This window comes from Stenotrophomonas sp. PI_27 (genome assembly GCF_027854495.1).
Lineage (GTDB): Bacteria > Pseudomonadota > Gammaproteobacteria > Xanthomonadales > Xanthomonadaceae > Stenotrophomonas > Stenotrophomonas pavanii.
In genome coordinates, this window is record NZ_JAJNOF010000008.1 from 77,498 (window position 1) to 101,873 (window position 24,376).

Here is a 24,376-nt window from a genome sequence, read left to right on the forward strand (position 1 = left end):
GGCCCATGCCCGGCTGCGCTTCGCACGATCCAACACGCCGAGCATGGGCTCGGCGCTACAGTAGATCCACGCCATGCGTGGATGGCTGCTACGGCATCCAGCCCAGCAACTGCTGCAATCGCTGGTGCGGGTCGTCCATCTGCAGCAGCTGCAGGCGCTGCTGCTCGCTCAGCGGCAACAGCTCGGCCAACCGCCAGCCGACCCAGCTCGCCTGGTCCAGCAACGCCGGGTTGGACGGCGCATAGGCCTCGCCAGCCTGTTCGATGATGTGCCCCAGCACCGTGGCCAGCAGCGCGTGCTGCGGCCGCAGTTCGTCGTCGGGGTCCTCATCGCACCAACGCACGTCGGCCACCACCAGGCCGTTGTCGCGCACGCGGGTACGCTCGACATGGAAACGGCGGGTGCCGCGCAGGCGCAGCTGCAGCACGCCGTCGGCGCCGACATCGAAGTCTTCGATGCGCACCTGCACGCCAAAGGCGGCCGGCGTCGCCGGAACGCCCACTTCCTGGCCGTCGAGGATCAGGCAGACACCAAATCCCTCACCGCTGCGGCCGCTGTCGCGGACCAGGTCCAGATAGCGGCGCTCGAACACACGCAGGCCCACCGCTGCACCCGGCACCAGCGTGGTGTGCAGCGGGAACAGCGGCAGCGAGCCATCGCCGCTCATCGGGCCTGCAGCGCGGCGAGGAAGCGGCGCGGCGCGCCGTCGAAGCCACCGTTGGACATGAACACCACGTGGTCGCCACTGCGCGCGCTGGCCTGCAGCTGTGCCAGCAATGCGTCGGTATCAGGCACCGCGTGCGCTTCGCCACGCACTGCGGCAATCACCGCCGCCGCATCCCAGGCCAGTTCCGGACGATGCAGGAACACCACTTCATCGGCCAGCGCCAGCGATGGGGCCAGTGCCTGCGCGTGCGCGCCCAGCCGCATCGAGTTGCTGCGCGGTTCCATCGCGACCACGATGCGCGCATCGCCCACCTTGGCACGCAGACCTTCCAGGGTGGTGGCGATTGCGGTCGGGTGATGGGCGAAATCGTCGTAGACGGTGATGCCGTCATGGCTGCCGATCACTTCCATGCGGCGCTTGACGCTGCGGAAGCGCGCCAGCGCCGGGATCACCTCGGCCGGCGCCACGCCCACTGCATGCGCGGCGGCCAGCGCAGCCAATCCGTTGAGCACGTTGTGGCGGCCCAGCAGCGACCACTGCACGTCGCCCAGCGCCTGCCCACGATGGTGCACGCGGAACGCGCTGCCATCGGCGGCCAGCAGCTCGGCATGCCACTCCAGCGACGGATCGAAACCAAACCGCTCGAACGGGGTCCAGCAGCCCATCGCGAGCACTTCGGCCAGGTGCTGGTCCTCGCCGTTGACGATCAGCCGCCCACGTGCGGGTACGGTACGCACGAGGTGGTGGAACTGGCGCTGGATCGCCGCCACGTCCGGGAAGATGTCGGCGTGGTCGTATTCAAGATTGTTGAGGATGGCCACCAGCGGCCGGTAGTGCACGAACTTGCTGCGCTTGTCGAAGAAGGCCGTGTCGTACTCATCGGCTTCGACCACGAACTCGCGTCCCTGGCCCAGCCGCGCAGAGACGCCGAAATCTTCGGCGACGCCCCCGATCAGGAAGCCCGGCGAGCGCCCGGCGCTTTCCAGCAGCCAAGTGAGGATGGTGGTGGTGGTGGTCTTGCCGTGGGTACCGGCCACGGCCAGGGTGTCGCGGCCCGGCAACACCTGCTCGGACAGCCACTGCGCACCGGAGATATAGCGCTGGCCGGCATCGAGCACGGCTTCGACGGCCGCATTGCCGCGCGACAGCGCATTGCCGATCACCACCTCGTCGGTGCCGGCCGGCACGCTGTCGGCGCGGTAGCCCTGGTCCAGGGTGATGCCCAACTGTTCGAGCTGGGTCGACATCGGCGGATAGATGGCCTGGTCGCTGCCGCTGACGGCATGCCCGAGTTCACGCGCCAGGGCGGCCACGCCGCCCATGAAGGTGCCGGCGATTGCAAGGATATGTACGCTGCTCATGACCGAGGATTGTGACCGATGACGGCTGTATAGGGCCAATGTCCGCTATCGGGTAAGACAACCCCTACACGGGATGTGAGAAAACTCCAATCAGCTGTCAGGGAATTCCCGATAGCGATGTTCTGTGAACCCGGACACAATTCGAACTGCCAGCCGCAGTACCCGAACCGGTCCTACTCCCCAAGAGGCCATCCCCAAGGGAGCTCATGCTGCGGGGCCCTGAGCAAGCCCTTCGCTGGCGCCTATCAAACGACACAGGCCTGATCCTCGCGGACCAGGCCTGTGTTTTTTGCGCCCGCAGGGCCAGCAGCACGCGGCCCTGCCGGATCAGGCCTTGATCGCCGCCAGGATGCGGGCTTCGATCTCGTCCAGCTCGCCGACGCCATCGACGCGGGCCAGGGTGCCACGGCCGGCGTAGAAGTCGACCACCGGGGCGGTCTGGTCGTTGTAGACCTGCAGGCGCTGGCGCACTGCTTCCGGGTTGTCATCGGCGCGGCCCTGCTCCTTGGCACGACCGGCAATGCGGTCCACCAGCAGCTCGGTGGGCACATCCAGCTGCACCACCGCGTCCAGCGGCTGGCCGATCTTGGCCAGCAGGCCGTCCATCGCATTGGCCTGGGCCACGTTGCGCGGATAGCCATCGAGGATGAAGCCCTTGGCGACATCAGCCTGGGTCAGGCGCGACTCCAGCATGCCCAGCAGGATGTCGTCCGACACCAGGTTGCCGGCATCCATCACCGTCTTGGCCTGCTTGCCCAGCTCGGTGCCGGCGGCGATTTCCGCGCGCAGCATGTCACCGGTCGAAATGTGGGCGATCCCCAGCTTTTCCTTCAGGCGCGTCGCCTGTGTCCCCTTGCCCGAACCGGGCGGTCCCAACAGAACCAATCGCATTGACCTGACTCCAACGTGTTGAAAACAAAGAAGGTTCGCGTCCCGGACGGTCCGGTATCGCTGCACCGCAATAGCGCCACTTTACCGCATCCGGGTAATGTCCCTGCAATGTCCCTTCCCCCGAGCAGGTAGAAGCATGCGCAACGGTACCCTCCTTTATGCCCAGTCCGGCGGTGTCACCGCCGTCATCAATGCCACGGCGGCGGCGGTGATCGAGCAGGCCCGGGCCAAGGGCATCAAGGTTCTGGCCGCCCGCAACGGCATCCTCGGCGCGCTGCGCGAGGAGCTGATCGACACCAGCAAGGAGAGCGCCGCCGCGATCCGTGCGCTCGCCCATACCCCGGGCGGGGCCTTCGGTTCGTGCCGGGTCAAGCTGAAGTCGCTGGACGCCGACCGCGCCCGCTATGACCGCCTGCTGGAGGTGCTGCGCGCGCATGACGTGCGCTGGTTCCTCTACAACGGTGGCAACGACTCGGCCGATACCGCGCTGAAGGTCTCGCAGCTGGCCAAGGCCTCCGGCTACGACCTGACCTGCATCGGCGTGCCCAAGACCATCGACAACGATCTGGCGGTGACCGACACCTGCCCTGGCTTCGGCTCCGCCGCCAAGTACACCGCCGTCTCGGTGCGCGAAGCGGCGCTGGACGTCGCGGCGATGGCCGAGACCTCGACCCGTGTCTTCATCTACGAGGCGATGGGCCGACACGCCGGCTGGCTGGCCGCGGCCGCCGGCCTGGCTGGCGACGGTGATGACGAAGCGCCGCACATCATCCTGCTGCCCGAGCGCGCCTACGACGAGGCCGCATTCCTGGCCAAGGTGAAGGCGGTGGTCGAGCGCGTCGGCTACTGCGTGGTGGTGGCCTCGGAGGGCATTGCCACCGCCGATGGCCGCTTCGTTGCCGATGCCGGCGGTGGCAAGGACTCGTTTGGGCATGCGCAGCTGGGCGGCGTGGCCGCGCACCTGGCCGGCCGGGTCAAGGATCAGCTGGGCCTGAAGGTGCACTGGGCACTGCCCGACTACCTGCAGCGCTCGGCCCGCCACCTGGCCAGCAGGACCGACTGGGAGCAGGCGCAGGCGGTGGGCAAGGCCGCGGTGCAGCTGGCACTGAAGGGCCAGAATGGCGTGATGCCGGTGATCGTGCGCAGCAGCGATGCACCGTATCGCTGGAAGATCGAAGCCGCGCCGTTGTCGAAGATCGCCAACCACGAGAAGAAGATGCCGGCCGGTTTCATCCGCCACGATGGCTTCGGCATCACGGCCAAGGCGCGCGCCTACCTGTCACCGCTGATCAAGGGCGAAGCGCCGCTGCCGTATGGCACCGATGGCCTGCCCAAGTACGTCACCCTGAAGAATGTGGCGGTGAAGCAGAAGCTGCCGGCCTTCGAGGGCTGACCCCTAAAAAGGGGACGGAGGGGATTAAGTCGCATAGGCCCCTCCGTGCCCCTCGGCGTCAGCAACGGGCCGGATACGACTTAATCCCCTCCGTCCCCTTTTTGGAGAGATGGCATGGCACTGCGTGTTGTTCGACTGGGTACGCCGCGCCAACCCGGCGAGGGGCTGCGCATCGGCACAGTGCGGCGGCCGCCGCGGGGCGTGCCACGCAGCGAGTTCGCCCGACAGGACTGGTACGACGTCTGGTTCCCGACCCTGTCACCCAGCGCGGCGCTGGTGAAGCAGGCGCATGAGGCGAAAACGGCCGCCGACTGGAACGCGTTCTTCCGCCACTACACGACTGAGATGAAGGCCCCGGATGCGGCCCACGCGCTGGACCTGCTGGCCGCGATGTCGCAGCACAGCGACATCAGCGTGGGGTGCTATTGCGAGGATGAGGCGCACTGCCACCGTAAGGCGCTGCGCGAGCTGCTGGTGGCGCGCGGGGCGACGCTGGCGGAGTGAAGATGGCGGGATGCCGGCCAGCGGCCGGCACTACCCAGGTCTCCCATCCAGTAGATCCACGCCCTGCGTGGATTCGCGCTGCTGGACGGCCTCAATTGCAGGCCTTGCCTTCCATCTGCAACTGCGCGGCGAACATCGTCACCTGCGGAATCTGCCCGGCCGCGGCCTGCTTCTTCGCCTCCTCCAGGTAGATGCGCGACTGGCCCTGGCCGTCCAGCTCGACCTTGTTGCTCGACGGCAGGCGCCACACCCGCACCACGGCCTGCTGGGCCGGGCACGCCGCGTTCGGCACGCGGATCACATCGTTGAGTTTCCAGCCCTTGTCCGCACTTGGCTGCGCCTTGGTGTAATCGACGAAGCGCGCGCGTGGCTGGCACTGTTCGCTGGTACGCACGGCAGAGAAGCGGTACGGCGCGGCGGCATCGCCGGTGAACGCACCTTCCAGCCGCGCGCAGGCCTCGGGGATCTGGCGCAACGTATGCACCGCACCCACCGCCTGGGGCGCGCCAACGGCACGCTGCAGTTCCGGGGTTTCCGCAGCGAATGCCGGCACGGCCGGGACCAGGGCGGCAAGCATCAACAGGGACAGGCGCATGTGGGATCTCCTACGGGACTGTGCGCAGGCTTGCAGAGACTGGCTTAACGGGGCGCAAAGGCCTGATGGCTCTCCGATCGTGCCCATGGCCCGGCGGCAGGGCCCGCGCGCTCGTAGAGCGCCAGTCGAGCATGGCTCGACTCTACAAGTGGCGGCACGCATACTGCGGGCACCAGGGAATGCTGAACACCGCCATACGTCGGACGACCGCCAAGGTCGGTACGGGTTGGTTCCAGGCTGCAGCCCGTCGTCCCCCTCGTGGTGCCGTTCATCGCCACTGGATGCCTACATCCATTCTGCGGAGGGGTCTAATGCTGGAACGTCACGGGCTGTCATTGGCGCTGGGCTGCGCCATTCTCGCGATCCTGTTCGGAATCGTCTCGGCGCGCTGGATCCTGCGCCAACCCACCGGCAATGAGCGCATGGTCGCGATCGCCACCGCGATCCAGGAGGGCGCGCGCGCCTACCTCAACCGCCAGTACCTGACCATCGGCATCGCCGGCGTGGTGCTGTTCGTGCTTGTCGGCATCTTCCTCAGCTGGTACACCGCGATCGGTTTTGCGGTGGGCGCAGTGCTGTCCGGCGCGGCCGGCTACATCGGCATGAACGTGTCGGTACGCGCCAACGTGCGCACTGCCGAAGCTGCACGCCATGGCATCAGCGCGGCGATGGACGTCGCCTTCCGCGGTGGCGCGATCACCGGCATGCTGGTGGTCGGGCTGGGCCTGCTGGGCGTGGCCGGCTACTACGCGTTGCTGCTGCGCCTGGGCCTGCCGATGGAGCAGGCGCTGCATGCGCTGGTCGGCCTGGCCTTCGGTTCCTCGCTGATCTCGATCTTCGCGCGGCTGGGGGGTGGCATCTTCACCAAGGGCGCCGACGTCGGCGCCGATCTGGTCGGCAAGGTTGAAGCCGGCATTCCCGAGGACGACCCGCGCAACCCGGCGGTGATCGCCGACAACGTCGGTGACAACGTCGGCGACTGCGCCGGCATGGCCGCCGACCTGTTCGAAACCTATGCGGTCACCGTCATCGCCACCATGCTGCTGGGCAGCCTGATGCTGGCCGAAGCCGGTGCCAATGCCGTGCTGTATCCGCTGGTACTGGGCGGCGTGTCGATCATCGCCTCGATCATCGGTGCGCTGTTCGTCAAGGTGAAGCCGGGCGGCTCGATCATGGGCGCGCTGTACAAGGGCGTGATCGTGTCCGGCGTGCTGGCCGCGATTGCCTTCTACCCGATCACCACCGGCCTGATGTCGGACAACGTACATGGGCCGATGGCGCTGTACGGCTGCGCGCTGATCGGGCTGCTCCTGACCGGCCTGATCGTGTGGATCACCGAGTACTACACCGGCACCCAGTACAAGCCGGTGCAGCACGTGGCACAGGCCTCGACCACCGGCCACGGCACCAACATCATCGCCGGCCTCGGCATCTCGATGAAGTCCACCGCGCTGCCGGTGGTGGCGGTGTGTGCGGCAATCTGGGGCGCGTTCGCGCTGGGGGGCCTGTACGGCATCGCCATCGCCGCCACCGCGATGCTGTCGATGGCCGGCATGATCGTCGCCCTCGACGCCTACGGTCCGATCACCGACAACGCCGGCGGCATCGCTGAAATGGCCGAGCTGCCTTCCGATATCCGCGACATCACCGATCCGCTGGATGCGGTGGGCAACACCACCAAGGCGGTGACCAAGGGCTATGCGATCGGCTCGGCGGCACTGGCCGCGCTCGTGCTGTTCGCCGACTACACGCACAACCTGCAGGCCGCGCATCCCGGACAGGAATTCCGCTTCGACCTCAGCGACCACACGGTGATCATCGGCCTGCTGATCGGCGGCCTGATTCCGTACCTGTTCGGTGCGATGGCGATGGAAGCGGTCGGCCGCGCGGCGGGCGCAGTGGTGGAAGAAGTGCGCCGCCAGTTCCGCGAGATCCCCGGCATCATGCAGGGCACCGGCAAGCCGCAGTACGACAAGGCGGTGGACATGCTGACCCGGTCGGCGATCCGCGAAATGATCGTGCCGTCATTGCTGCCGGTGGCGGTGCCGGTGGTGGTCGGCCTGCTGCTGGGGCCCCGCGCGCTGGGCGGCCTGCTGATCGGCACGATCGTGACCGGCCTGTTCGTGGCCATTTCGATGACCACCGGCGGCGGCGCCTGGGACAACGCCAAGAAGTACATCGAGGACGGCCACTTCGGCGGCAAGGGCAGCGAAGCGCACAAGGCTGCGGTGACCGGCGATACCGTCGGTGACCCGTACAAGGACACCGCCGGCCCGGCGATCAATCCGCTGATCAAGATCATCAACATCGTGGCGCTGCTGCTGGTGCCGTTGTTGTAGGTCCACGCGATGCGTGGATGGCAGGCTTGATGGGGTCAGAGCCCTTTCCTGCGGAAAGGGATCCGACCCCGATGGCGGTCAGCGGCCACGCAGGAAGAATGAAACCGGCACGGGCCAGCGGTGCGGCCACCATGAAGATGCGGCGCGCTCGCCGGGCAGGCTCGGCGCGGGCCAGTTCGCAGCCCTTGGCCAGCAGCACGGCCCAGGTCGCCAGCGAGGCCAGGGCCAGCGCGATCATCATCGACTTCACCACTACGTCGGGGGCCAGGTCAGCAGGCAGCATCGTTCCGGGTTCCCTCATCGCCCGGGGGCGCGGCGCGGTGGCGGGCCGCGCGCGGGTCCGTGGCATCGTCCACTTCCACGACCGGAGGGGACTCCAGCCGCGGTGCTGGCCGGCTGAGCACGTAGCCAGCGCTGACCGCAAAGAACAGGCCCACGCCCAGCAGCAGGCGCCATGACGGCTGCGCGCCCCAGCAGAACAGCACAAAGCCCGCCGCCATCCCTGCGCTGGCGAACGCCTTGCCCTTGCGCGACACCGCGCCCTGCTCGCGCCACAGCCGCAGCGACGGGCCATAGCGCGGATGTGCGAGCAGGCGCTGCTCGAACTTCGGCGAGCTGCGCGCGAAGCAACCCACGGCCAGGATCAGGAAGATGGTGGTGGGCATCACCGGCAGCAACGCGCCGATCACCCCGAGGCCGACCATCACCCAGCCCAGCGCGAACCAGAGCCAGCGCATCAGCGCGGTCTCCGTGCGCAGACGTGGCACATCAGTCGAATTCCGCTTCGACATGGCCGTGCACGCTGCGGAACGCGGCATCGGCGGCGTCGATCACCTGCTGTTCCTGCTCGGCGCTCAGCGCAACCGCGTCCAGCGCAGCGGTGAACTCGCGCCAGTGGCGCGCGGCGCCATCCGGATGCGCGGCTAGGTGGCGGGCGCCGAAATCACGATCCAGCCCGAGCCTGGCAGCCATCTTGTACAGCACGGTGCCGCCCAGGTTGGAGCCTTCGGCCACGTACAGCCAGCCGAGGGCTGCCGGCAGCGCCAGGTCCGGGGGCAGTGCGGCGATGTCCGCGCCCGGGACCGCCTGCTCCAGGTCCTGCAGATCGCGGGCAACCTGGGCCAGGCGGCGGCGCTCGCCCAGGCCGGGCAGCAGCGCGTCCAGCGCAGGGTTGGCGTACAGCGCATCAATGCTGCGGTGGAAGCGGTACTGCACGCGCAGGAAACGGGCGAAGTTGCTGCGGTCGGCGAAAATGTCGCCGGCCATGATGCGCTTGTCCAGGGCAGCGTGACTGTCGCGGGTGGCGGCCTTGAGCCGTAGGCTGCGGCTGTCTTCGGGAGCGAGGTATGCGTTCATGGGGAATGCCAGGGAGTCGTCGTGCTGTAGACGTTTGCCACGGGGCTTTCCCCAAGGCGGTGGATACCGATAATGGACCATCCCTTCTTGCTGCAGGACACCGCTGATGATCACCACCGAACCGCGCATGACCAACCTGTTCCTCCAACTGGGCCTGGACGCCAGCGCCGAGGGCATCGCCCGCTTCATCCGCGAGCACCAGCTGGCCACCGACGTGGAAGTGGTCGAGGCGCCCTACTGGACCGACGCCCAGCGCCAGTTCCTGTCCGAGTCGCTGCAGGCTGATGCGGCATGGACCACCGTGGTGGACGAGCTGAACGAGTCGCTGCACGAGGATGCGGTGAAGGCGGCGACGGGGCTGTAAGCGGGGTATCCCGTGCTGTTGGGGTCAGAGCCCTTTCCGCAGGAAAGGGATCCGACCCCATCGCTCATCCACGATCGGTCAGTACTTCCAGGTCAGCGCCAGCCGCGCGGTGCGGCCCGGGGCCGGCATCACGCCCAACGCCAGCGGATCCAGGTAGTAGCGGTCGGTCAGGTTGTCCACGCCCGCGTCGACCGACAGCTGGTCGTTGAAGCGCCAGCTGGCGAACAGATCCACCAGCGTGGTTGGCCGGTACAGCTGCTGGATCGCCGACAGGCCCACGTTCCAGTCCTTGTCCAGCGCGCTGATCGGGCCGGCGTTGTGGACCACGCGGGTGCCGAAGGTCAGGCGCTCGTCGAACAGGCGCGAGCCCAGGGTCAGGTTGACCATGTAGCGCGGCGGGTTCTGGGTGTTGGTGTACGACCCCTCGAAGCCGCCGTCCACGCAGTCGGGCGTGTGGGCCAGCTCATCGTTCCTGCGCTGTGCGCCATAGGCCCGGCGCTCGGCGGCGATGTCTGGCGCGCAGGTCTTGGCCTTGAAGTAATAATGCGCGGACAGGTCGGCAAACACCTTCCCGCTGTCATAGCTGGACTGGAACTCCATGCCCGAGACCTTGAACTGGTCCACGTTGCGGATCAGGCCGGCCGACAGCGTGCGGTAATCGCGGGTGATCAGGTCGTCAATGCGGGTATCGAAATACGCCAGCTTCAGCGCCAGGCGGTCGCCGGCAGTGAACAGGTCGTAGCGGAGGGTGCTGGCGCCGATTTCCCAGCTGCGCGCACGCTCCGGCTTGAGCTCACCCACCGGTTTGGCGGCGGTGAACAGGCCCAGCGTGGTCTCGAACAGGCTCGGCAGCTTGGTGCCTTCGGCGTACTTCACGTAGACCAGGGTGTCTTCGCTGAAGCGGTAGGCCACGCTGGCGGTGGGCGAGAACGCGGAGTCGCGGCGGCGGATCGGCTGCGACCAGCTCCAGCTGACCGGCACCTCCAGGTCCTGCGCCTTGCCGGCGTCGTAGAAGTTCCAGCCGGCGATGTCGGCCACCGTGCCCTTCTTGTACGGCGAGGCCAGCAGCGAGGCCTGGGTGAAGTTGCCGTTGGCATCCGGATACCAGTTCAGCAGCGCGATGCGCTTGGCGCGCCACGAGGGCAGTGCCGGGTTGCCGTTGAGCAGCTCGGTGTAGCGGTACTGGCCCTGCACCGCGTAGGCCTCGGGCGTGGCCAAGCGGTTGCGGTCGTGCACCTCCACGCGGTTCCAGCGGCCGCCGGCCAGCAGTTCCCAATGTTCATCGGGCTGCCACTTCAGCGAGGCCACGGCGCTGTATTCCTTGCGCTCGGCGTTGCGCAGGAAGCGGTTGTTGACCAGGTCGTCGTGCTTGATCGGGCCCGAGCTGCCCGGCGCGATGTCTTCGTCGCTGTAGGACAGGCCGTAGTCGAGCGTGAACGCACCGGCGCGGGTGTCGAACGTCGAGGTGTTGCTGGCATCCAGGTTGAAGCGCTTCTGCCGCAGCGGGTTCCGGTAGGCATCCTTGTAGCCGGGATCGCCACTGAAGCTGGGCGCGTCGTACCACTCGGTGCGGCGATCGAAGTACCACGGCGTGATGCCGGTCAGGCTGTTGTACATCACGCTGTCGGTGTCGGTGTAGGCGGCATTGATGCGCAGGTCGACCCGCTCACTGTCCGGGTTGAAGCGGTAGCGCAGGCTGTAGCTGTCCATGTCGACGTGGCCCGGATCCCACTGCGGAATGCGGTCACGATCCACCCGGATGATCTGCGAGGCCATGATCTCGCCGGCGGTGCCTTCATAACGGCGGTAACCGGCCTCCAGCGTCTGCGCGTCGTCGATGCGCCAAGTGCCCTTGAGCAGCGCCGACTTCGAGCGCGAGGAGGTGTTGAACACCTCGGTACGCGGCGGATTCAACGGCGCCAGGGTGCGACGGGTCTGCGGGAAATCGTCGTAGCCATGCCTGCCCGAGAAGTAGTTGCCATTGTCGCGGTAAGCGTAGGCAGCGACCAGATCGAAGCGGTCCCAATGACCGGCGGCGGCCACGTTGAAGAACTGGCTGCCGGTGGCGCTGCGATCGGTGCGTGGCGCCGCACTGTAGGACGGCAGGTTGTTGGCACTGCCATTGGCCAGGCCACCGCGCACGCGCACGCCGACGTCGCGGCCCTCACGCAGCACGTCGCCGATCTTCAACGTCTCCATCTCGACCACGCCACCGATGCCACCGGAGGCGTTGGCCTGCAGGCTCGGGCCCTTGCTGATGGTCAGGCTGGAGATCAGATCCGGGTCGAGGTAGGTGCGCTGCGACTGGCCCGCATAGCCGCGGTAGGTGTCCACGCTGGACTGACCGCCATCGATGATCACCGGCACACGGCCCTGGCCCTGGATGCCGCGGATGTTGACGTCGAAGCCGTTGCCCACGCGCGGATCACCGGCGGTGACACCGGCCACGCCCTTGATGATGTCGCCATTGGAGGTACCACGGAAACGCTCCAGATGCGCGCGGCTGAGCGTGGTGGTGGAGCCCACGCTGCGGTAGCTGTCGAGCAGGCGTGCTTCATCACTGCTCGCGCCGCTGTCGACCCGGTCGCCGGCCACGCTCAGTGTGTCGGTGATGATCACTTCACTGTCCGCCTGCGCCAGCGTCGTCGCCTCCAGGGTGACGGCCTCTGCGCCGACCCGGCGCACCGCCAGGCCGCTGCCCTGCAGCAGCTGTTGCAACGCCTGGTGCGCCGGAAGGCTGCCACTGACTGCGCGGGAGGTTACGCCACGTGCCAGCGCAGCGGGGTAGACCACCTCCACGCCGGACTGGCGCATGTAGCTGCGCAGCGCCTCATCCAGTGGTTGCGCGGGAATGTCGAAGCGCTGCACGACAGCGTGGTCACTGCCGGCACTCTGGGCCAAGGCGGCCGGCGCAGCAGTGGCCAGGCCGGCGGCGAGCAGCGCGATGCACAGGCGGGACGGGCGGAGCACGCGGCCCGAGCGGTGGAAGTTGTACATGGGAAACCTGTCAGGTAATCGGTGCCGCGAGCGCGGCGTCATCCGCAGCACGGGCGGACACGGCGACGTACGTGGCGGCGGCGTGTACGTTCGCGGGGTAAGACGGCTGGGCGCGCGACAGCCCCAAGAGCGATGTGCGGCCGCGGCAGGTGCCGACCGTTCGTCGGGTGGCTTCGGTGGGTGCCGACCGTTGGCCGGCACACTGGGACGATCATCCACGCAGGGCGTGCATCTACTGCACGATGGCGACGCCCAGTGGCAGGCGTGTGACCTGCAATCCAGCCGTCGCGGCCAGCGCATCCAGCGCCTGTTCCGGACGATCGATGCGCAATGCGGCACTGACTGCAGGCAGTCGTGACAGATCACCGCGCACGAAGGTCGGGCCCGTGCGATAGCGCCCCACCCACTGCACGGCATCGGCCACGTTGGCCTGTTCCAGCAGCAGCTCGCCCCGGCGCCAGGCGCCGACGCTGTCGGTGGTCACGTCGGCCAGCCGCATGACGCCGCCGTGCTCAGCGTAGACCGCACGTTGCCCCTGCTGCAGGTAGGTCCAGCCGCAGTCGACCGGGCTGGCCACGCGCACCCTGCCCTGCCCGACCTGGGTTTCCACCCCGTGGTCGCCACGCGCGACGGTGAACGCGGTCGAGATGTCCTCGACCAGGCCATTGCCGGCGCGCACGCGGAAACGCCGCTGCGGATCCGGGCCGACCTCGAACCAGGCGCGCCCGCGCAGCAGCTCGACCTCGCGGGCGTTCGCATCAAAGTGCACCGCAATCGCACTGTCGGCATCCAGCACCGCATGGCTGCCGTCGGGTAGCAGCACGCTCCGTACCTGATACGTGCTGCGATGATCGGACTGCAGGCGCAGCCAGGCCTCGGGCCAGGCCACCAGCATCGCCAGCATCGCCGCCGCGGCCATGGCCCAGCGCAATCGTCGCGGGCGCCGACGGCCCGGGCCTGCGGCCTGTACGCGCGGCCCGACACTGCGCCACAGCGCACGCTCGCATTCGAAGACCCGGCGGTGTCCCGGCTGCTGCAGCCAGCGTTCAAACGCCTGCATGCGCACATCACTGATGTCGCCCGAGGCCAGCCACGCGATCCAGCCCCGGGCCTGTTCGGCCAGGGCATTGTCATCGGCGGCAGGCGGCATGTTCGGCGGGCGCATCGGCTGGCTGACAGGCGCATTCAAGCGCGGGGGAACTGGACCGCATCCACGGTCAATGATCAAGACGTCTGCGCGCGCGCCAACCCCAAGCCGGCGTGATCATCGGCCACTGCGCGCCCAGGCCAGGCGTTGCAGCGCGCTGCGTACATGGTTTTCCACGGTGGTCACCGAAACCCCGAGGCGGCGTGCGATCTCCGCCTGGGTCTGGCCCTGCAGGCGGTTGAGCCGGAAGATGGTGCGGGTCGGCTCGGGCAGATGGCCGGCCGCGTCGAGCACGCGCTGCAGTTCATCCTGTGCCATGGCCTGTTCTTCGGTCGAGATCACCTCGTCCGGCCCCCACAGGTAATGATCGGCCAGCAGGCGGTTGCGCCGGGTCGACTCGCGGCCGTGGTCGGTGGCCAGGTTGGCGGCCAACCGATACAGATAGGCGCGCGGGTTGTCGATGGCCTGGCTGTCATCGACCCCACGCGCCTTGAACCACACCGCCTGGATCACGTCTTCGGCGCCGTTGTCGCCCCCCAGTATCCGTTGCACACGACGCAACAGCGCGGGCCGCTCGCGGATCAGCAGTTCGGTGAGGGAGGCAGCATTGGAAGACATGCGCGAGGCCGGGACGACAGACGGGAGCGCCGCGCATGCTACTCTTTAAATGCGAATACGTCACGTTTACATCAATGGATGCACTCGGTCAGCGCGTCATAGACGCTCTGCGAGCTGCCCGGCAGCGGGTCATGCAAGGGATCACGCGCGGCCAGCGCGGCATGGAAGGACTCCACCGGGGTACCCGCCACCAGCGGCAGGCGGCACAACCAGGTCGGTTGCCGGGCCTCGATCGCGCCATCGTTCGCGGACACCGCCAGATCGCTGGCGGCAAATGCCCACAGGCACTCGCGAACCGTTCCCCGCGCGGCATCCACCGAGCAGCGCAGTCGCAGGGGGTGAATATCGCTGTATTCCCCTTCGCAGAAGGTGTCCCCGCAGATGCTGTCGAAACCCTGCTGCAGCCTGCCCTCCAATGCAAAGAAGCGGTCCCAGTTGGCTTCCTGCTGCGGATAGTCGATCAGATCCACGTAGGGGTCGGCCTGGGCCGCGGGCGCAACAAGCAGCGCGCAGGACAGGCAGAGCGGCAGTGCGGACATTCTCATATGAAGACTCCTCGGGAAGGTGCGTACAGCCTGCCCTGCCGCACCGGCAGGCCCCATCAGCCAACCCCGGCCCGCCAGGTGGGCACCTGCCGCGCACCGCCGTCGGCCCCTTCCCCGCTGCACAGCGCCCGGCAAAGGCATAAAATGGCCAGCTATCCGTCTACATCCCCCACCTGGAGCACACCATGGGTCTGGAACTCGTCTCGCCCGGCAAGAACCCGCCGGAAGAAATCAACGTCATCATCGAGATTCCGAAGGACTCGGAGCCGGTGAAGTACGAAGTGGACAAGGAAACCGGCGCGATCTTCGTCGACCGCATCCTGTCCACCCCGATGCGCTACCCGTGCAACTACGGCTACGTGCCGAGCACCCTGTGTGGCGACGGCGATCCGGCCGACGTGCTGGTGGTGCTGCCGCTGCCGCTGGTGCCGGGCTCGGTCGTGCGCTGCCGCCCGGTCGGCGTGCTGAAGATGAGCGATGAGGCCGGCAGCGACGAGAAGATCCTGGCCGTGCCGGTCTCGAAGATCTTCAGCGGCTACGCCCACGTCGAAGACATCGCCCAGGTGTCCAGCCACTGGCTGGAGCGCATCGGCCACTTCTTCGAACACTACAAGGACCTGGAAAAGGGCAAGTGGGTCAAGCTCGACGGTTGGGGCGGCGCCGCTGAAGCCAAGCAGATCCTGATCGAGGCGCACCAGCGCCATCTCGACAGCAAGGCCTGAGCCTGAACCGCATCGCTCCGGCGGCAGTCCGCCGGAGCGATGCGGGTCACGTTTCATGACGACGGCACATCACACTTGGTGCCGTATTAGGTAAATTGCGTCACTTCACACGTCATCGACATCCATCGTCGAGACAGCCAGGGGAATGTGTCGTGCGTATTCTGCTTGTTGGGGATGCAGCCAGCCTGCCGGCCGAGCTGACCGAATTCATTGCCGATCTTGGGGAAGACTGGCAGCCGTTGACCGCCACCGATGGCCAGGCCGCGATGAACGCGGTGGCCACGCAGGGCGTCGATGCGGTGATCGTCTGCCCGCAGTTGCCCGATCTCAATGCCACCACGTTGCTGGGCCAGATCCGCACCTTGCGCCCGGAAACCATCCGCATCGCGCTGGTTGATGCCCAGCACGGCAACCGGCCACCGCCGGCGCGCCTGATCGGTGTCGCCCATCGTTTCCTGCCGCTGCCGCTGGCGCCGGAAGTGCTGCTGGAAGCGCTGACCAGCCTGGAAGAGCTACGCGAAGTGCTGGACAGCCCGCGCCTACGCGATGCCATCGGCCGCATCGAGAAACTGCCTTCGCCGCCACACCTGTACCTGAGCCTGACCCAGGCGCTGGAGCATGACGACGACACCGACAGCGCCGACGTGGCCAAGCTGGTGGCCGCCGATCCTGCGATCGCAGCCAAGGTGCTGCAGCTGTCGAACTCGGCGTTCTTCAGCCAGGGCCGCACCATCGCCGACCTGCGGACCGCGGTGACCCGGCTGGGCCTGGCGACGCTGCGCGACCTGGTGCTGGCCAGCGAAGTCTTCTCGGCACCGACGCTGTCGCCTGCCGAGCGCAATTCGCTGCAGCAGCGGGCACTGCTTGCCTCGCGGCTGGCCGCGCGCCTGCTGCCCGAGTCCAGTGCCGAACTGGGTGCGACCGCCGCACTGCTGGCCGACATCGGCCTGCTGCTGCCGGGCGTACGCAACGAACGCAGCGAACCTTCGCTGGCCGGCGATGCGCGCCCCGGCCATGCCGAGGCCGGTGCCTACCTGCTGGGCCTGTGGGGCCTGCCGATGCCGATCATCGAAGCGGTGGCCTTCCACCTGCAGCCGCAGCGTGCCAACACCCGCAGCTTCTGGGTGACCGGGGCGGTGCATGTGGCGCTGGCGCTGGTCAATGGCGACCCGGTGGATGAGGACTACCTGCAGCGTGCAGGCGTGCTCAACAAGCTGCCGCAGTGGCGCGAGCACGCCAATGCGCTGATGGGGCTGGCACCCAGCGACGCCTGAGCGCGTTGCCGATGGCCCAATGACAAGGGGCGCACCCACGCGGTGCGCCCTTGCTGCGTCAGCGAGTACCGCAGGCGTCCTGCACGCAACGACGGTACTGCGACTCGCAGATGACCGGTGACTTGCCACTGGCCAGGCATTGCTGGCGGAACTCTTCGCAGTAGAGGCCGCCACCGCAGACCCCGAGGCCCTGCGCGAACACCGCGCCCACCAGCGTCGCATAGATCAGTACAGCCGCTGATGCCTGGCGCAGCAACGTGTGCTTCATATCCCTCTCCACATGCAAGCGTCCGGTATTGGACCTCCTGACTGTGTTGATTACGACACGGCGGGACCGTGACTGCGCTCACCTTCCAACAGTTTCCGGAAAAACCCTACAAAAAAAGAGGGCGGACCGTTCGGTCCGCCCTCCTTCTGTTGCTACCGCACTTCGATGGATCAGAAGCGCTGGGTGTACTTCATGTACAGGAAGCGACCCACGTCGAAGCCGCCGTAGTAGGCGAACGCCGAGTTCGGAGCCGAGTACTGCAGCGGACCCTTGTGGTCGAACACGTTGTTCGCGCCCAGGGCGATCGTCGCATCCCACGGTGCCTTCCAGCTGACCTGCAGGTCGTGGAAGGTGTTGGAACCGGTGTGACGCAGCGGATCGGTCTCGCCGTTGGCCATGTGGTTCGGCGCATCGCACCAGCCATCAGCCAGCGAGATGCAGCTTTCCTTCATGCCGGAGTAGTAGCGCGCGGTGTAGTTCACACCGAAATCGCCGTACTGCCAGTTGACGCCCAGGTTCGAACGCACGCGGAACAGGCCCGGCTCGCCGACGCGGCCGATCATGATGTTGTCACCCGCGCTGTTCTGGCCCTGCTCGTCGTACTTGGCGGTGTAGCTGGTCTGCCAGTCGATGCTGAACTGACCGATGGCCAGTTCCGGCAGGCGGTACTTGATGCCCAGGTCGTAACCTTCGGTCTTCATCTTGCCGAGGTTGGCGGTGCCGTAGGTGATCGCACTGACGTGGCCGTCAGCCGCACGGGTCACGCTCGAGCAGCGCTCGGCGTTGCCCAGCACGTAGCAGTCACGCAGGATGCGGTCGACGCTGTCAGCGATGATCATGTCGCTGATTTCGTACTTGTACCAATCCAGCGAGACGTCCAGGCCCTGCACCCAACGCGGGCTCCACACCAGGCCGAAGGTGGTGCTCTTGGAGGTTTCCGGCTTCAGGTTCGGGTTGGCACCCGAGACGAACTGGTCACCCGACTGGCACGGCAGGGTCGAGCACGGCAGGTTGCCCTGGCCCAGCTGCACGTAGTTGGCCGGAGCGCCGGCGGCGGTGCATGCGGCATTGCCGGCAACGCTGCCCGGGGCCTTCACGCCGCACGGATCGATGTACGACTCGAAGCTCGAGCTCAGGCCACCGTACAGGTCGCTGATGGTCGGAGCGCGGAAGCCCTCGGCGTAGGTGCCGCGGACCAGCAGCTCATCCAGCGGACGCCAGGTCAGGCCGAACTTGCTGTTGGTGGTGCCGCCGAAGTTGCTGTAGTCCGAGTAACGGCTGGCAACGTTCAGGGTCAGTTCCTTGGCGAAGGCCATGTCGGCCAGCAGCGGCACGTTCAGCTCGAGGTAGACCTCGTTCAGATCGTACTGGCCGCGGGTCGGCTTCTGGCCCAGGCCGGTGGACTGGCCCGACTGCGCGAAGGCGTCCGGCACGTAGTTGCCTTCTTCCTTGCGGTGCTCGACACCCAGGGCGAAGCCCAGGTCGCCGGCCGGCAGGGTCACGATGGCGCCCGACAGGTTGGCGGTGAAGCTGGTGGTCTTGGTGACGCCGCGGGTGGTGAAGGTCGGGAACAGGAAGTCCTGCAGTTCCTGGTTCGCCAGCGAACCCTGGCCATCAACACCGTACGGCAGCAGCGGGTTCCACGGGCGGCAGTCGCCCAGGATCGGCTTGGCCGAGGTGCCGCAGCGGGCAATGCCGCCGGCGTCGATGAACGACGGGCCCAGCGCCTGGCCTGCAGCGATCAGGCTCATGTCGCCGCGGTTGCTCTTGATCGACTCGTTGCGGTTCCACAGCGCGCCGACATCCCAGTCGAAGGTCTTGCCGCCCAGCTCGAAGAAGCCGGTCAGGGTCGGAGCGAAGCGCAGGGTCTTCAGCTGGCTGTCAGTGGTACGCGGCACTTCCCACAGGCGACGACGGAAGCTGACGTCCTGGCCGACCGGGTTGAAGGCGCTCGAACCTTCCAGCGGGGTGCCGAAGGAGTTGGACTGGAACGGATAGCCGGCGATCTGCTGGAACGTCTGGCGCTCGTTGTAGAGCACGTCGGTGTTCAGGCTGATCGAATCGGTGAAGTCGTAGGTACCGTTGATGTAGACCGACTTGCGCTTCACACCGGTCAGCAGGGTCATCTGCTCGTTGGAGTTGGCGAATTCGTCTGCCGTGATGACGTGGTAGTCATTCGGGTTCTTCGGGTTGCCGCCGGCGTTCAGGGTCTTCCAGACAGCCTGCTTGGAGTCGCCGCAGTTGACCTGGGTCGGGTTGCACCAGCTGCCGTTCTGGCTGATCGGGCTCCAGGTGGCCGAGGTCGAGTTCGGACCCAGCGAGCCGTCACGGCTGTACCAGCGGTCCTTGGCCCACACCGGGTCCTGCTTCGAGTACTCGGCCGACAGGGTCAGGCTGCCGCGCTCGCCGCGGGCACCGAGGGTCATCGAATAGGTTTCGGTGTCGCCGTCGCCCTTGCCGTACTGGCCGACGTAGACGTTGGCTTCGCCGCCGTCGAAGTTCTTGCGGGTGATCACGTTGACCACGCCGGCGATGGCGTCGGAACCGTAGATCGACGAGGCGCCGTCCTTCAGGATTTCGATGCGCTCAACGGCCGACATCGGGATCTGGCTCAGATCCTGGTAACCGGCGGTGGTTGCGCCCAGGCGCTTGCCGTTCATCAGCACCAGGGTGCGCTGGGCGCCCAGGTTGCGGATGTCGACGTAGTAGCCGCCCACGTTCTCGCCCGAAGCCAGCGACTCCGAACGCGAAATGGCCGGGGAGCCGGCCGAGGTCAGGTTGTTCAGCACGTCGGCGACGCTCGAGAAGCCCTGCTTTTCCAGGGATTCGCGGGTCATCGTCAGGATCGGCTGCTGGGTCTCCACCGAAGCGCCGCGGATGCGCGAGCCGGTGACCGAAATGCGGTCCAGGTCGGTGGTGCCCTTTGCTTCCTGGGCGGAAGCAAAGGCCGGCGCCAGCGCCAGCGCAATGCCGGCCGGCAGCAGGCCGAACCGCACTGCGGGATTACGAACGTTCATCTATCTCTCCAAGGTACGTGTTAGCAGCGTGTTAAAACACCCCAGCACGTTACGATTGCGTTGCAGCGCTGTATTTGCGCGAACCAACCGGAGACTTTGCGGATTGTGGCGGGAGCAAGCCACCGTTCTCCCTGAAGCGCGACGCGGACTGGCCGTAGCGGGCGCGGAACGCACGCGCGAAGCTGCAGCAGTTGTCGAAACCGCTGGCGGCGGCGACCTCGCCCACCATCATGTCGGTGTCGCGCAGCAGATCAGCGGCGCGCTCGAGGCGCAGCCGTGCCGAAAGCGACTGCGGGCTTTCCTCGTACAGGCTCTGGAAGGTCTTGGAGAGATACCAGCTGGAGAAGTTGGTCAGCTCGGCCAGTTCGCCGATGCGCACCACCCGGTGGCTGTTGCCTTCCAGATAGAGGCGCGCGCGCTGCATGCGGCCGAACACCTGGCGCTTGCGGCTGCGCGAGCGGCCCGGACAGCGCTGCACGTTGTCGGCGAGGCCACGCTGCAGGCCCGCCAGGTGCAGCAGCAGCGGACGCAGGGCCTGGGCCGGCTGGCCGCTGGCCAGCGCGTCGCGCCACAGGCGCAGCGCGACGCGGGCATCACTGCGGTTCATGCGGCCGCGACCGGCATACAGGCCGCAGTCGGCCATTTCGGTCAACACGCGAAGCGCTTCGACGTTCAGGTTCAGGCCGACGCACAGCCCGTTGCGGCCGGCCTGCACCAGCGGCCGCGATTCCTTCTCGAACGCGATCCACTCGCCCTGGCGCAGGCGGAAGCGCCCTTCCTTGGCCTCGACCCAGGAACTGCCACGTACCTGCATCCAGACGGTGAAGCTCGAACCGGCGGTCTGCAGGCTGCCCAGGCGGGCCACGCCGAGGCAGGTCGGCGCGGCATCGTCGATCGACCGGTCCAGGGAAACGGTTTGGCCGCGATCGGCCAGCGAGAGTTGACGCATGGGGGCACCACGGATTTGCCTAGTACAGGCCTCCGTTTTGCCAAATGAGGCGGCACCGCGTCAGGAAAGTCAGACGAGATCGCCACGAAATCGCCACGAGATCGCGACGAAGAAATTACGAAGGTCCATTTCCCTTGAACAACAACAACTTGGAGAACGCCGGGAACAGCGCGGGAGGGCGTTCGGGCAACCGCATCACGCCGATGTCGGCGCCGTCACTGACCGCCATCGCCACGAACAGGTCACGCCCATCCGCGCTGGCGCTGAGCCCGTTGCCGGCACTGAGCCGTTCGGCGTCCAGGCAGCGTTCCGGCTCTTCGTGGCCGGGCTGGATGCGCACGAAGGTGGTGCCACACGTGGTCGAGGTACCGAGGTAGCCGATGCCGTTGTTGCCGGCCACCGTCCAGGCCCGGTATCGCCAGCGGCTGGGCCGGTCATCGCTGATCTGCTGCACGCTGGCCGGCGACAATCCTGCGTCCACCGACCACAGTCCCCCGGCCGCCAGGCGGGTGAACAACACGCGGCCGCTGTTGCGGTCGAAGCGCGCCTGCGACACCCCGTCGATGCTGGCCAGCCGCCGCCACGGCTGGGCGCTGCGGTCATACAGGCTCAACCGGGTGCGCTGGTCGGCATCGCGTTCGACCACGAACACCTGCTCCGGCGCCGCGCCATACAGCGCCTGCAGCGGCTGTTCGGCCGGCACCGGCAGCGGTTGCAGGCGTTCATCGCGTGGCGCGATCTCGTAGACCACGGTCCGCCCATGCGCATCGCGGCCGACCACCAGCAGCCGACGGCTGTCGGCCGACCAGTCCGGTGCCTGCCGCGCTTCGGGCCGCAGGCCTTCGATGGGACGCAGCGAATCGGGCCGCTGCATGTCCGCCCACCACAGCGCGAAGCTGCCGGAGCGATCGGAGGTAAAGACCAGCTGGCGCCCATCGGGCGCTGCCATCGGCTGCCCATCGCGGCCGCTGGAGGCAAACAGGCGCTCGGGCGCGCCGCTGCCCTGCATGGGCACCTTGAACACGCCGAACTGTGCGCGCCGGTGAACGAAGGCCAGCATGCCACCGCGTCGTGACACGGCCGGCCATTGCGCATCATCCAGGCCGGCATCGCGCAGCGTGTGCCGCTCCACATCCAGGTAATAGAGCCGGGCTTCGCTGTCGACGCGACGGCCGAACACGATGGTGCGGCCGTCGTCCAGCCAGGCCCAGCCACGCAGCTCGGCCGCTTCGTTGGTCAACTGCTCCGGCGTGCCGCCCGCAGCGGGCACCCGCCACAGATCACCGAGCTGCGGATTGCGCACGAACACCAGCCATTGCCCGTCGGGCGAATAGCGCGGCGCGTAGTCGAAGTCATCCTCGTCGACGCTGTACGCCAGCGCCCGCCACTGTCCACTGGCCAGGTCCAGCACGCGGATGCCACGGTGTGCATAGCGCCCGACCATGCTGCCGAACACCAGGCCACGCCCATCAGGCGTCCAGTCGAAGCTGAGCAGTTCAGTGCCATCGCAGCGGGTGGCCTGGCGCAGCGCACCGCCGGTGGCGCTGGCGATCAGCACCTGGCAGCCACCGTCGGCGGAGAACCGCGCAAAGGCGATCTCACGACCATCCGGCGACCAGTTCGGGAAGCGATCGACCGCACCGGCCGGGGGAACCAGCAACTGGCGCGCCGGCGCGTTGCCGGAGGTCTGCACCTTGATCGCGCCACCACCGTTGCCGTCTTCGTTGGCCCCTTCATAGGCCACCAGCGAACCGTCCGGTGACAGCGTGGGATAGGTTTCAAAGCCGCTGGTCGCGGTGATCAACCGATACGGACGCTGCGGGCTGCCGATCACCCGCGTGCCGTTTTCCACGGCGGCCTCTACCGCCGAACTGCTGGCCGGCGCCCGACGCAGCAACAGCGCAGTGAGCACCAGCAGCAACGCCAGCATCACCAGGCCCAGTGCCAGCAGCACGCGACGGCGGACATGACGCCAGCGACGGCGCGCGCCCTCTGCATGCGCGGGCAACGCAGCAGCAGTCTCCGGCTGCACGGCCAGGTCTTCGTCCTCAGCCGCGACTGCGGCCGCAGGCCCGGCATCGTCCAGCACCTGCACCGGCACCCGCAGCCGGTAGCCGGTCTTGGCGATGGTTTCGATATAGGCCTGCCCGTTGCCGTCGTCGTTGCTGAACGCCTTGCGCAACTGGGTGACAGCCTGGGTGAGCACATCGTTGGTCGGCAGCGTGTCCGGCCACACTTCCGCGAACAGTTCATCGCGGGTCACCACGCGCCCCGGCTGCCGCAGCAGCACGCGCAGCACACCCAGCGCTTTCGGCGTCAGCCGGCGCGCACGACGCGCACCGACGACCTCGACCTCACGCGAGGACAGAGTGACGGTGCACTCTCCTATCCGTATCCGGTCGGATACAGGTGGCTGGATTTCGCTGCTGTTCATTTTCTGCTACACAGTAGAGACAGTCCCGGGCAGCGTTTGCCTTCGATACCGCCCCGTCCTGGGAACAGCGAAAAGCCAGACTCCGCACAAAGCATCGGCGCATACCGCAAAAACAATCGAGCGCGCGAATACTAGCCTATGCCGGTTACCTCGCCTATCGCGTGGTCGACATCAGGCTCTCTCTCGCCGACGCATTCACATAATTCGCGACATCATTCGCGCCCTTTTGGGCGCGAAATTTTTATCTGGCGTTCATTTTCATACACGCCGCAACATGGTCAGTCCGACCAGTCGCGAAACCACCAAAGCGACGTACATCACGCCGGAAAACTGCTCCAGCATGACCAGTGCACGTGCCTGCGGATGCAGTGGCACGACGTCACTCAGACCCACGCCGGAGAGCAAGCTGAAGCTCAGATAAAGCAGCTCCATCCAAGTGCGCTGCGCGCCACCGCTGGAGCCGTGGAAACTGCCTGGATACCACTGCTGGCACACCGCGAATGCGAAGGCGAACGCCCACGCCAGCAGCGTAAAGGTCGCGCCGGCGGCGAACAGCTCGTCACGGGTGACCTTGTGGTCCTGGAGCATGTAGGCGATCAGTGCGCCGGCCGTATAGAAATACAGCAGGCTTTCCAGCAACTGCGCGGTGGTCAGCAGCGTGGTGCGGTCGAGCAGCGCACCGGCCAGCGAAAACACCACCGACGGAATGGCCAGCAACAGTGCCAGCCAGGTACCCAGCGGGCTGCGCTGGACCACCCACAGCGCCAGGCCGAGAACCGCCATGCCGAACATGCCCAGTGCCGCGCGGCCGGCGGCGGTGTCATCCAGCGCGGGGTACAGCAGCACCGCCAGCAACTGCGCGCCCAGCAACCAGGCCGAGGGATGACGGCGGGCAATGGCCAGCCAACGGGTGGTGATCGCAACGGGCATGGCGT

At 67.2% G+C, this 24,376-nt stretch carries 22 protein-coding genes; 6 read left to right on the forward strand and 16 right to left on the reverse strand.

What is annotated here, in order from left to right; translation table 11 throughout:
* Positions 1-88 precede the first annotated feature (88 nt).
* The 3 genes from LRM18_RS12175 to LRM18_RS12185 all read right to left on the reverse strand — a co-directional run bounded on the left by LRM18_RS12175 (position 89) and on the right by LRM18_RS12185 (position 2,919).
* Entirely contained in the window at positions 89-667 is a 579-nt protein-coding gene (locus LRM18_RS12175) for an LON peptidase substrate-binding domain-containing protein (protein ID WP_270954715.1), read from the reverse strand.
* Complete coding sequence (mpl, locus tag LRM18_RS12180) at positions 664-2,028, reverse strand: UDP-N-acetylmuramate:L-alanyl-gamma-D-glutamyl-meso-diaminopimelate ligase (RefSeq protein ID WP_103282433.1); 1,365 nt, start codon at positions 2,026-2,028, stop codon at positions 664-666. Before mpl ends, LRM18_RS12175 begins: the two co-directional genes overlap by 4 nt.
* Positions 2,029-2,355: 327 nt before the next feature.
* Positions 2,356-2,919 carry an adenylate kinase gene (locus LRM18_RS12185; protein WP_005419045.1) on the reverse strand — a complete coding sequence of 188 codons (564 nt, stop codon included), beginning with the start codon at positions 2,917-2,919 and terminating at the stop codon, positions 2,356-2,358.
* A 136-nt stretch (positions 2,920-3,055) separates the two neighbouring features.
* On the opposite strand from LRM18_RS12185, the gene LRM18_RS12190 reads away from it, so the two are divergent.
* Complete coding sequence (locus tag LRM18_RS12190; protein WP_270954716.1) at positions 3,056-4,312, forward strand: 6-phosphofructokinase; 1,257 nt, start codon at positions 3,056-3,058, stop codon at positions 4,310-4,312.
* Positions 4,313-4,426: 114 nt separating this feature from the next.
* Entirely contained in the window at positions 4,427-4,816 is a 390-nt protein-coding gene (locus LRM18_RS12195; protein ID WP_164083175.1) for a DUF488 family protein, read from the forward strand.
* Positions 4,817-4,907: 91 nt separating this feature from the next.
* Here the strand turns inward: LRM18_RS12195 and LRM18_RS12200 are convergent, their stop codons facing one another.
* The gene (locus tag LRM18_RS12200) at positions 4,908-5,411 is read right to left on the reverse strand and encodes a hypothetical protein (RefSeq protein WP_049438804.1); all 504 of its coding nucleotides are present in this window, start codon (positions 5,409-5,411) and stop codon (positions 4,908-4,910) included.
* 311 nt (positions 5,412-5,722) lie between these two features.
* Here LRM18_RS12200 and LRM18_RS12205 point away from each other — a divergent pair, with 311 nt between their 5' ends.
* Positions 5,723-7,750 carry a sodium-translocating pyrophosphatase gene (locus tag LRM18_RS12205; RefSeq protein ID WP_270954717.1) on the forward strand — a complete coding sequence of 676 codons (2,028 nt, stop codon included), beginning with the start codon at positions 5,723-5,725 and terminating at the stop codon, positions 7,748-7,750.
* On the opposite strand, the gene LRM18_RS12210 is transcribed toward LRM18_RS12205, so the two are convergent.
* Genes LRM18_RS12210 through LRM18_RS12220 form a run of 3 tightly spaced genes read right to left on the reverse strand, consistent with a single transcriptional unit; the run spans position 7,713 to position 9,106 of the window.
* Positions 7,713-8,033, reverse strand: a complete 321-nt coding sequence (locus tag LRM18_RS12210; protein WP_270954718.1) for a hypothetical protein — start codon at positions 8,031-8,033, stop codon at positions 7,713-7,715. The two genes, LRM18_RS12205 and LRM18_RS12210, sit on opposite strands and share 38 nt — an antisense overlap.
* Entirely contained in the window at positions 8,020-8,487 is a 468-nt protein-coding gene (locus LRM18_RS12215; protein WP_270954719.1) for a YbaN family protein, read from the reverse strand. Before LRM18_RS12215 ends, LRM18_RS12210 begins: the two co-directional genes overlap by 14 nt.
* Positions 8,488-8,518: 31 nt before the next feature.
* On the reverse strand, positions 8,519-9,106 hold the full coding sequence (locus LRM18_RS12220) for a biliverdin-producing heme oxygenase (RefSeq protein ID WP_270954720.1): 588 nt from the start codon (positions 9,104-9,106) through the stop codon (positions 8,519-8,521).
* Positions 9,107-9,212: 106 nt separating this feature from the next.
* On the opposite strand from LRM18_RS12220, the gene LRM18_RS12225 reads away from it, so the two are divergent.
* Entirely contained in the window at positions 9,213-9,470 is a 258-nt protein-coding gene (locus LRM18_RS12225; protein ID WP_053461321.1) for a DUF2789 domain-containing protein, read from the forward strand.
* Between the two features lie 78 nt (positions 9,471-9,548).
* On the opposite strand, the gene LRM18_RS12230 is transcribed toward LRM18_RS12225, so the two are convergent.
* The 4 genes from LRM18_RS12230 to LRM18_RS12245 all read right to left on the reverse strand — a co-directional run bounded on the left by LRM18_RS12230 (position 9,549) and on the right by LRM18_RS12245 (position 14,777).
* Complete coding sequence (locus LRM18_RS12230; protein WP_270954721.1) at positions 9,549-12,467, reverse strand: TonB-dependent receptor; 2,919 nt, start codon at positions 12,465-12,467, stop codon at positions 9,549-9,551.
* A gap of 232 nt (positions 12,468-12,699) precedes the next feature.
* Positions 12,700-13,632 (reverse strand): FecR domain-containing protein, encoded by a 933-nt coding sequence (locus tag LRM18_RS12235; RefSeq protein WP_270954757.1) that lies wholly within the window; start codon positions 13,630-13,632, stop codon positions 12,700-12,702.
* Between the two features lie 99 nt (positions 13,633-13,731).
* The gene (locus LRM18_RS12240) at positions 13,732-14,232 is read right to left on the reverse strand and encodes an RNA polymerase sigma factor (protein ID WP_057495197.1); all 501 of its coding nucleotides are present in this window, start codon (positions 14,230-14,232) and stop codon (positions 13,732-13,734) included.
* A 71-nt stretch (positions 14,233-14,303) separates the two neighbouring features.
* Positions 14,304-14,777 carry a hypothetical protein gene (locus LRM18_RS12245; protein ID WP_057495196.1) on the reverse strand — a complete coding sequence of 158 codons (474 nt, stop codon included), beginning with the start codon at positions 14,775-14,777 and terminating at the stop codon, positions 14,304-14,306.
* A 185-nt stretch (positions 14,778-14,962) separates the two neighbouring features.
* Here LRM18_RS12245 and ppa point away from each other — a divergent pair, with 185 nt between their 5' ends.
* Positions 14,963-15,499: an inorganic diphosphatase gene (ppa, locus tag LRM18_RS12250; protein ID WP_005410935.1), complete on the forward strand. Its 537-nt coding sequence runs from the start codon at positions 14,963-14,965 to the stop codon at positions 15,497-15,499.
* A gap of 152 nt (positions 15,500-15,651) precedes the next feature.
* Complete coding sequence (locus tag LRM18_RS12255) at positions 15,652-16,773, forward strand: HDOD domain-containing protein (RefSeq protein ID WP_057495195.1); 1,122 nt, start codon at positions 15,652-15,654, stop codon at positions 16,771-16,773.
* 58 nt (positions 16,774-16,831) lie between these two features.
* On the opposite strand, the gene LRM18_RS12260 is transcribed toward LRM18_RS12255, so the two are convergent.
* The 5 genes from LRM18_RS12260 to LRM18_RS12280 form a co-directional block, all read right to left on the reverse strand.
* Positions 16,832-17,041, reverse strand: a complete 210-nt coding sequence (locus LRM18_RS12260; RefSeq protein WP_049466627.1) for a hypothetical protein — start codon at positions 17,039-17,041, stop codon at positions 16,832-16,834.
* A 170-nt stretch (positions 17,042-17,211) separates the two neighbouring features.
* Positions 17,212-20,058 carry a TonB-dependent receptor gene (locus LRM18_RS12265; RefSeq protein WP_049466624.1) on the reverse strand — a complete coding sequence of 949 codons (2,847 nt, stop codon included), beginning with the start codon at positions 20,056-20,058 and terminating at the stop codon, positions 17,212-17,214.
* Between the two features lie 49 nt (positions 20,059-20,107).
* A complete protein-coding gene (locus LRM18_RS12270; protein WP_164687747.1) occupies positions 20,108-21,007 on the reverse strand; it encodes a helix-turn-helix transcriptional regulator in 900 nt (299 codons plus the stop codon).
* 115 nt (positions 21,008-21,122) lie between these two features.
* Positions 21,123-23,441 (reverse strand): winged helix-turn-helix domain-containing protein, encoded by a 2,319-nt coding sequence (locus LRM18_RS12275; protein ID WP_270954722.1) that lies wholly within the window; start codon positions 23,439-23,441, stop codon positions 21,123-21,125.
* Between the two features lie 258 nt (positions 23,442-23,699).
* Entirely contained in the window at positions 23,700-24,371 is a 672-nt protein-coding gene (locus LRM18_RS12280) for an ion channel (RefSeq protein ID WP_150827010.1), read from the reverse strand.
* Between the last annotated feature and the right edge of the window lie 5 nt (positions 24,372-24,376).

Bases quoted from the DNA above. Each gene is read 5' to 3' on its own strand.
- LRM18_RS12175 (WP_270954715.1), bottom strand. From the start codon at position 667: ATGAGCGGCGATGGCTCGCTGCCGCTGTTCCCGCTGCACACCACGCTG.
- mpl (WP_103282433.1), bottom strand. From the start codon at position 2,028: ATGAGCAGCGTACATATCCTTGCAATCGCCGGCACCTTCATGGGCGGC.
- LRM18_RS12185 (WP_005419045.1), bottom strand. From the start codon at position 2,919: ATGCGATTGGTTCTGTTGGGACCGCCCGGTTCGGGCAAGGGGACACAG.
- LRM18_RS12190 (WP_270954716.1), top strand. From the start codon at position 3,056: ATGCGCAACGGTACCCTCCTTTATGCCCAGTCCGGCGGTGTCACCGCC.
- LRM18_RS12195 (WP_164083175.1), top strand. From the start codon at position 4,427: ATGGCACTGCGTGTTGTTCGACTGGGTACGCCGCGCCAACCCGGCGAG.
- LRM18_RS12200 (WP_049438804.1), bottom strand. From the start codon at position 5,411: ATGCGCCTGTCCCTGTTGATGCTTGCCGCCCTGGTCCCGGCCGTGCCG.
- LRM18_RS12205 (WP_270954717.1), top strand. From the start codon at position 5,723: ATGCTGGAACGTCACGGGCTGTCATTGGCGCTGGGCTGCGCCATTCTC.
- LRM18_RS12210 (WP_270954718.1), bottom strand. From the start codon at position 8,033: ATGCTGCCTGCTGACCTGGCCCCCGACGTAGTGGTGAAGTCGATGATG.
- LRM18_RS12215 (WP_270954719.1), bottom strand. From the start codon at position 8,487: ATGCGCTGGCTCTGGTTCGCGCTGGGCTGGGTGATGGTCGGCCTCGGG.
- LRM18_RS12220 (WP_270954720.1), bottom strand. From the start codon at position 9,106: ATGAACGCATACCTCGCTCCCGAAGACAGCCGCAGCCTACGGCTCAAG.
- LRM18_RS12225 (WP_053461321.1), top strand. From the start codon at position 9,213: ATGATCACCACCGAACCGCGCATGACCAACCTGTTCCTCCAACTGGGC.
- LRM18_RS12230 (WP_270954721.1), bottom strand. From the start codon at position 12,467: ATGTACAACTTCCACCGCTCGGGCCGCGTGCTCCGCCCGTCCCGCCTG.
- LRM18_RS12235 (WP_270954757.1), bottom strand. From the start codon at position 13,632: ATGCGCCCGCCGAACATGCCGCCTGCCGCCGATGACAATGCCCTGGCC.
- LRM18_RS12240 (WP_057495197.1), bottom strand. From the start codon at position 14,232: ATGTCTTCCAATGCTGCCTCCCTCACCGAACTGCTGATCCGCGAGCGG.
- LRM18_RS12245 (WP_057495196.1), bottom strand. From the start codon at position 14,777: ATGAGAATGTCCGCACTGCCGCTCTGCCTGTCCTGCGCGCTGCTTGTT.
- ppa (WP_005410935.1), top strand. From the start codon at position 14,963: ATGGGTCTGGAACTCGTCTCGCCCGGCAAGAACCCGCCGGAAGAAATC.
- LRM18_RS12260 (WP_049466627.1), bottom strand. From the start codon at position 17,041: ATGAAGCACACGTTGCTGCGCCAGGCATCAGCGGCTGTACTGATCTAT.
- LRM18_RS12265 (WP_049466624.1), bottom strand. From the start codon at position 20,058: ATGAACGTTCGTAATCCCGCAGTGCGGTTCGGCCTGCTGCCGGCCGGC.
- LRM18_RS12270 (WP_164687747.1), bottom strand. From the start codon at position 21,007: ATGCGTCAACTCTCGCTGGCCGATCGCGGCCAAACCGTTTCCCTGGAC.
- LRM18_RS12275 (WP_270954722.1), bottom strand. From the start codon at position 23,441: ATGAACAGCAGCGAAATCCAGCCACCTGTATCCGACCGGATACGGATA.
- LRM18_RS12280 (WP_150827010.1), bottom strand. From the start codon at position 24,371: ATGCCCGTTGCGATCACCACCCGTTGGCTGGCCATTGCCCGCCGTCAT.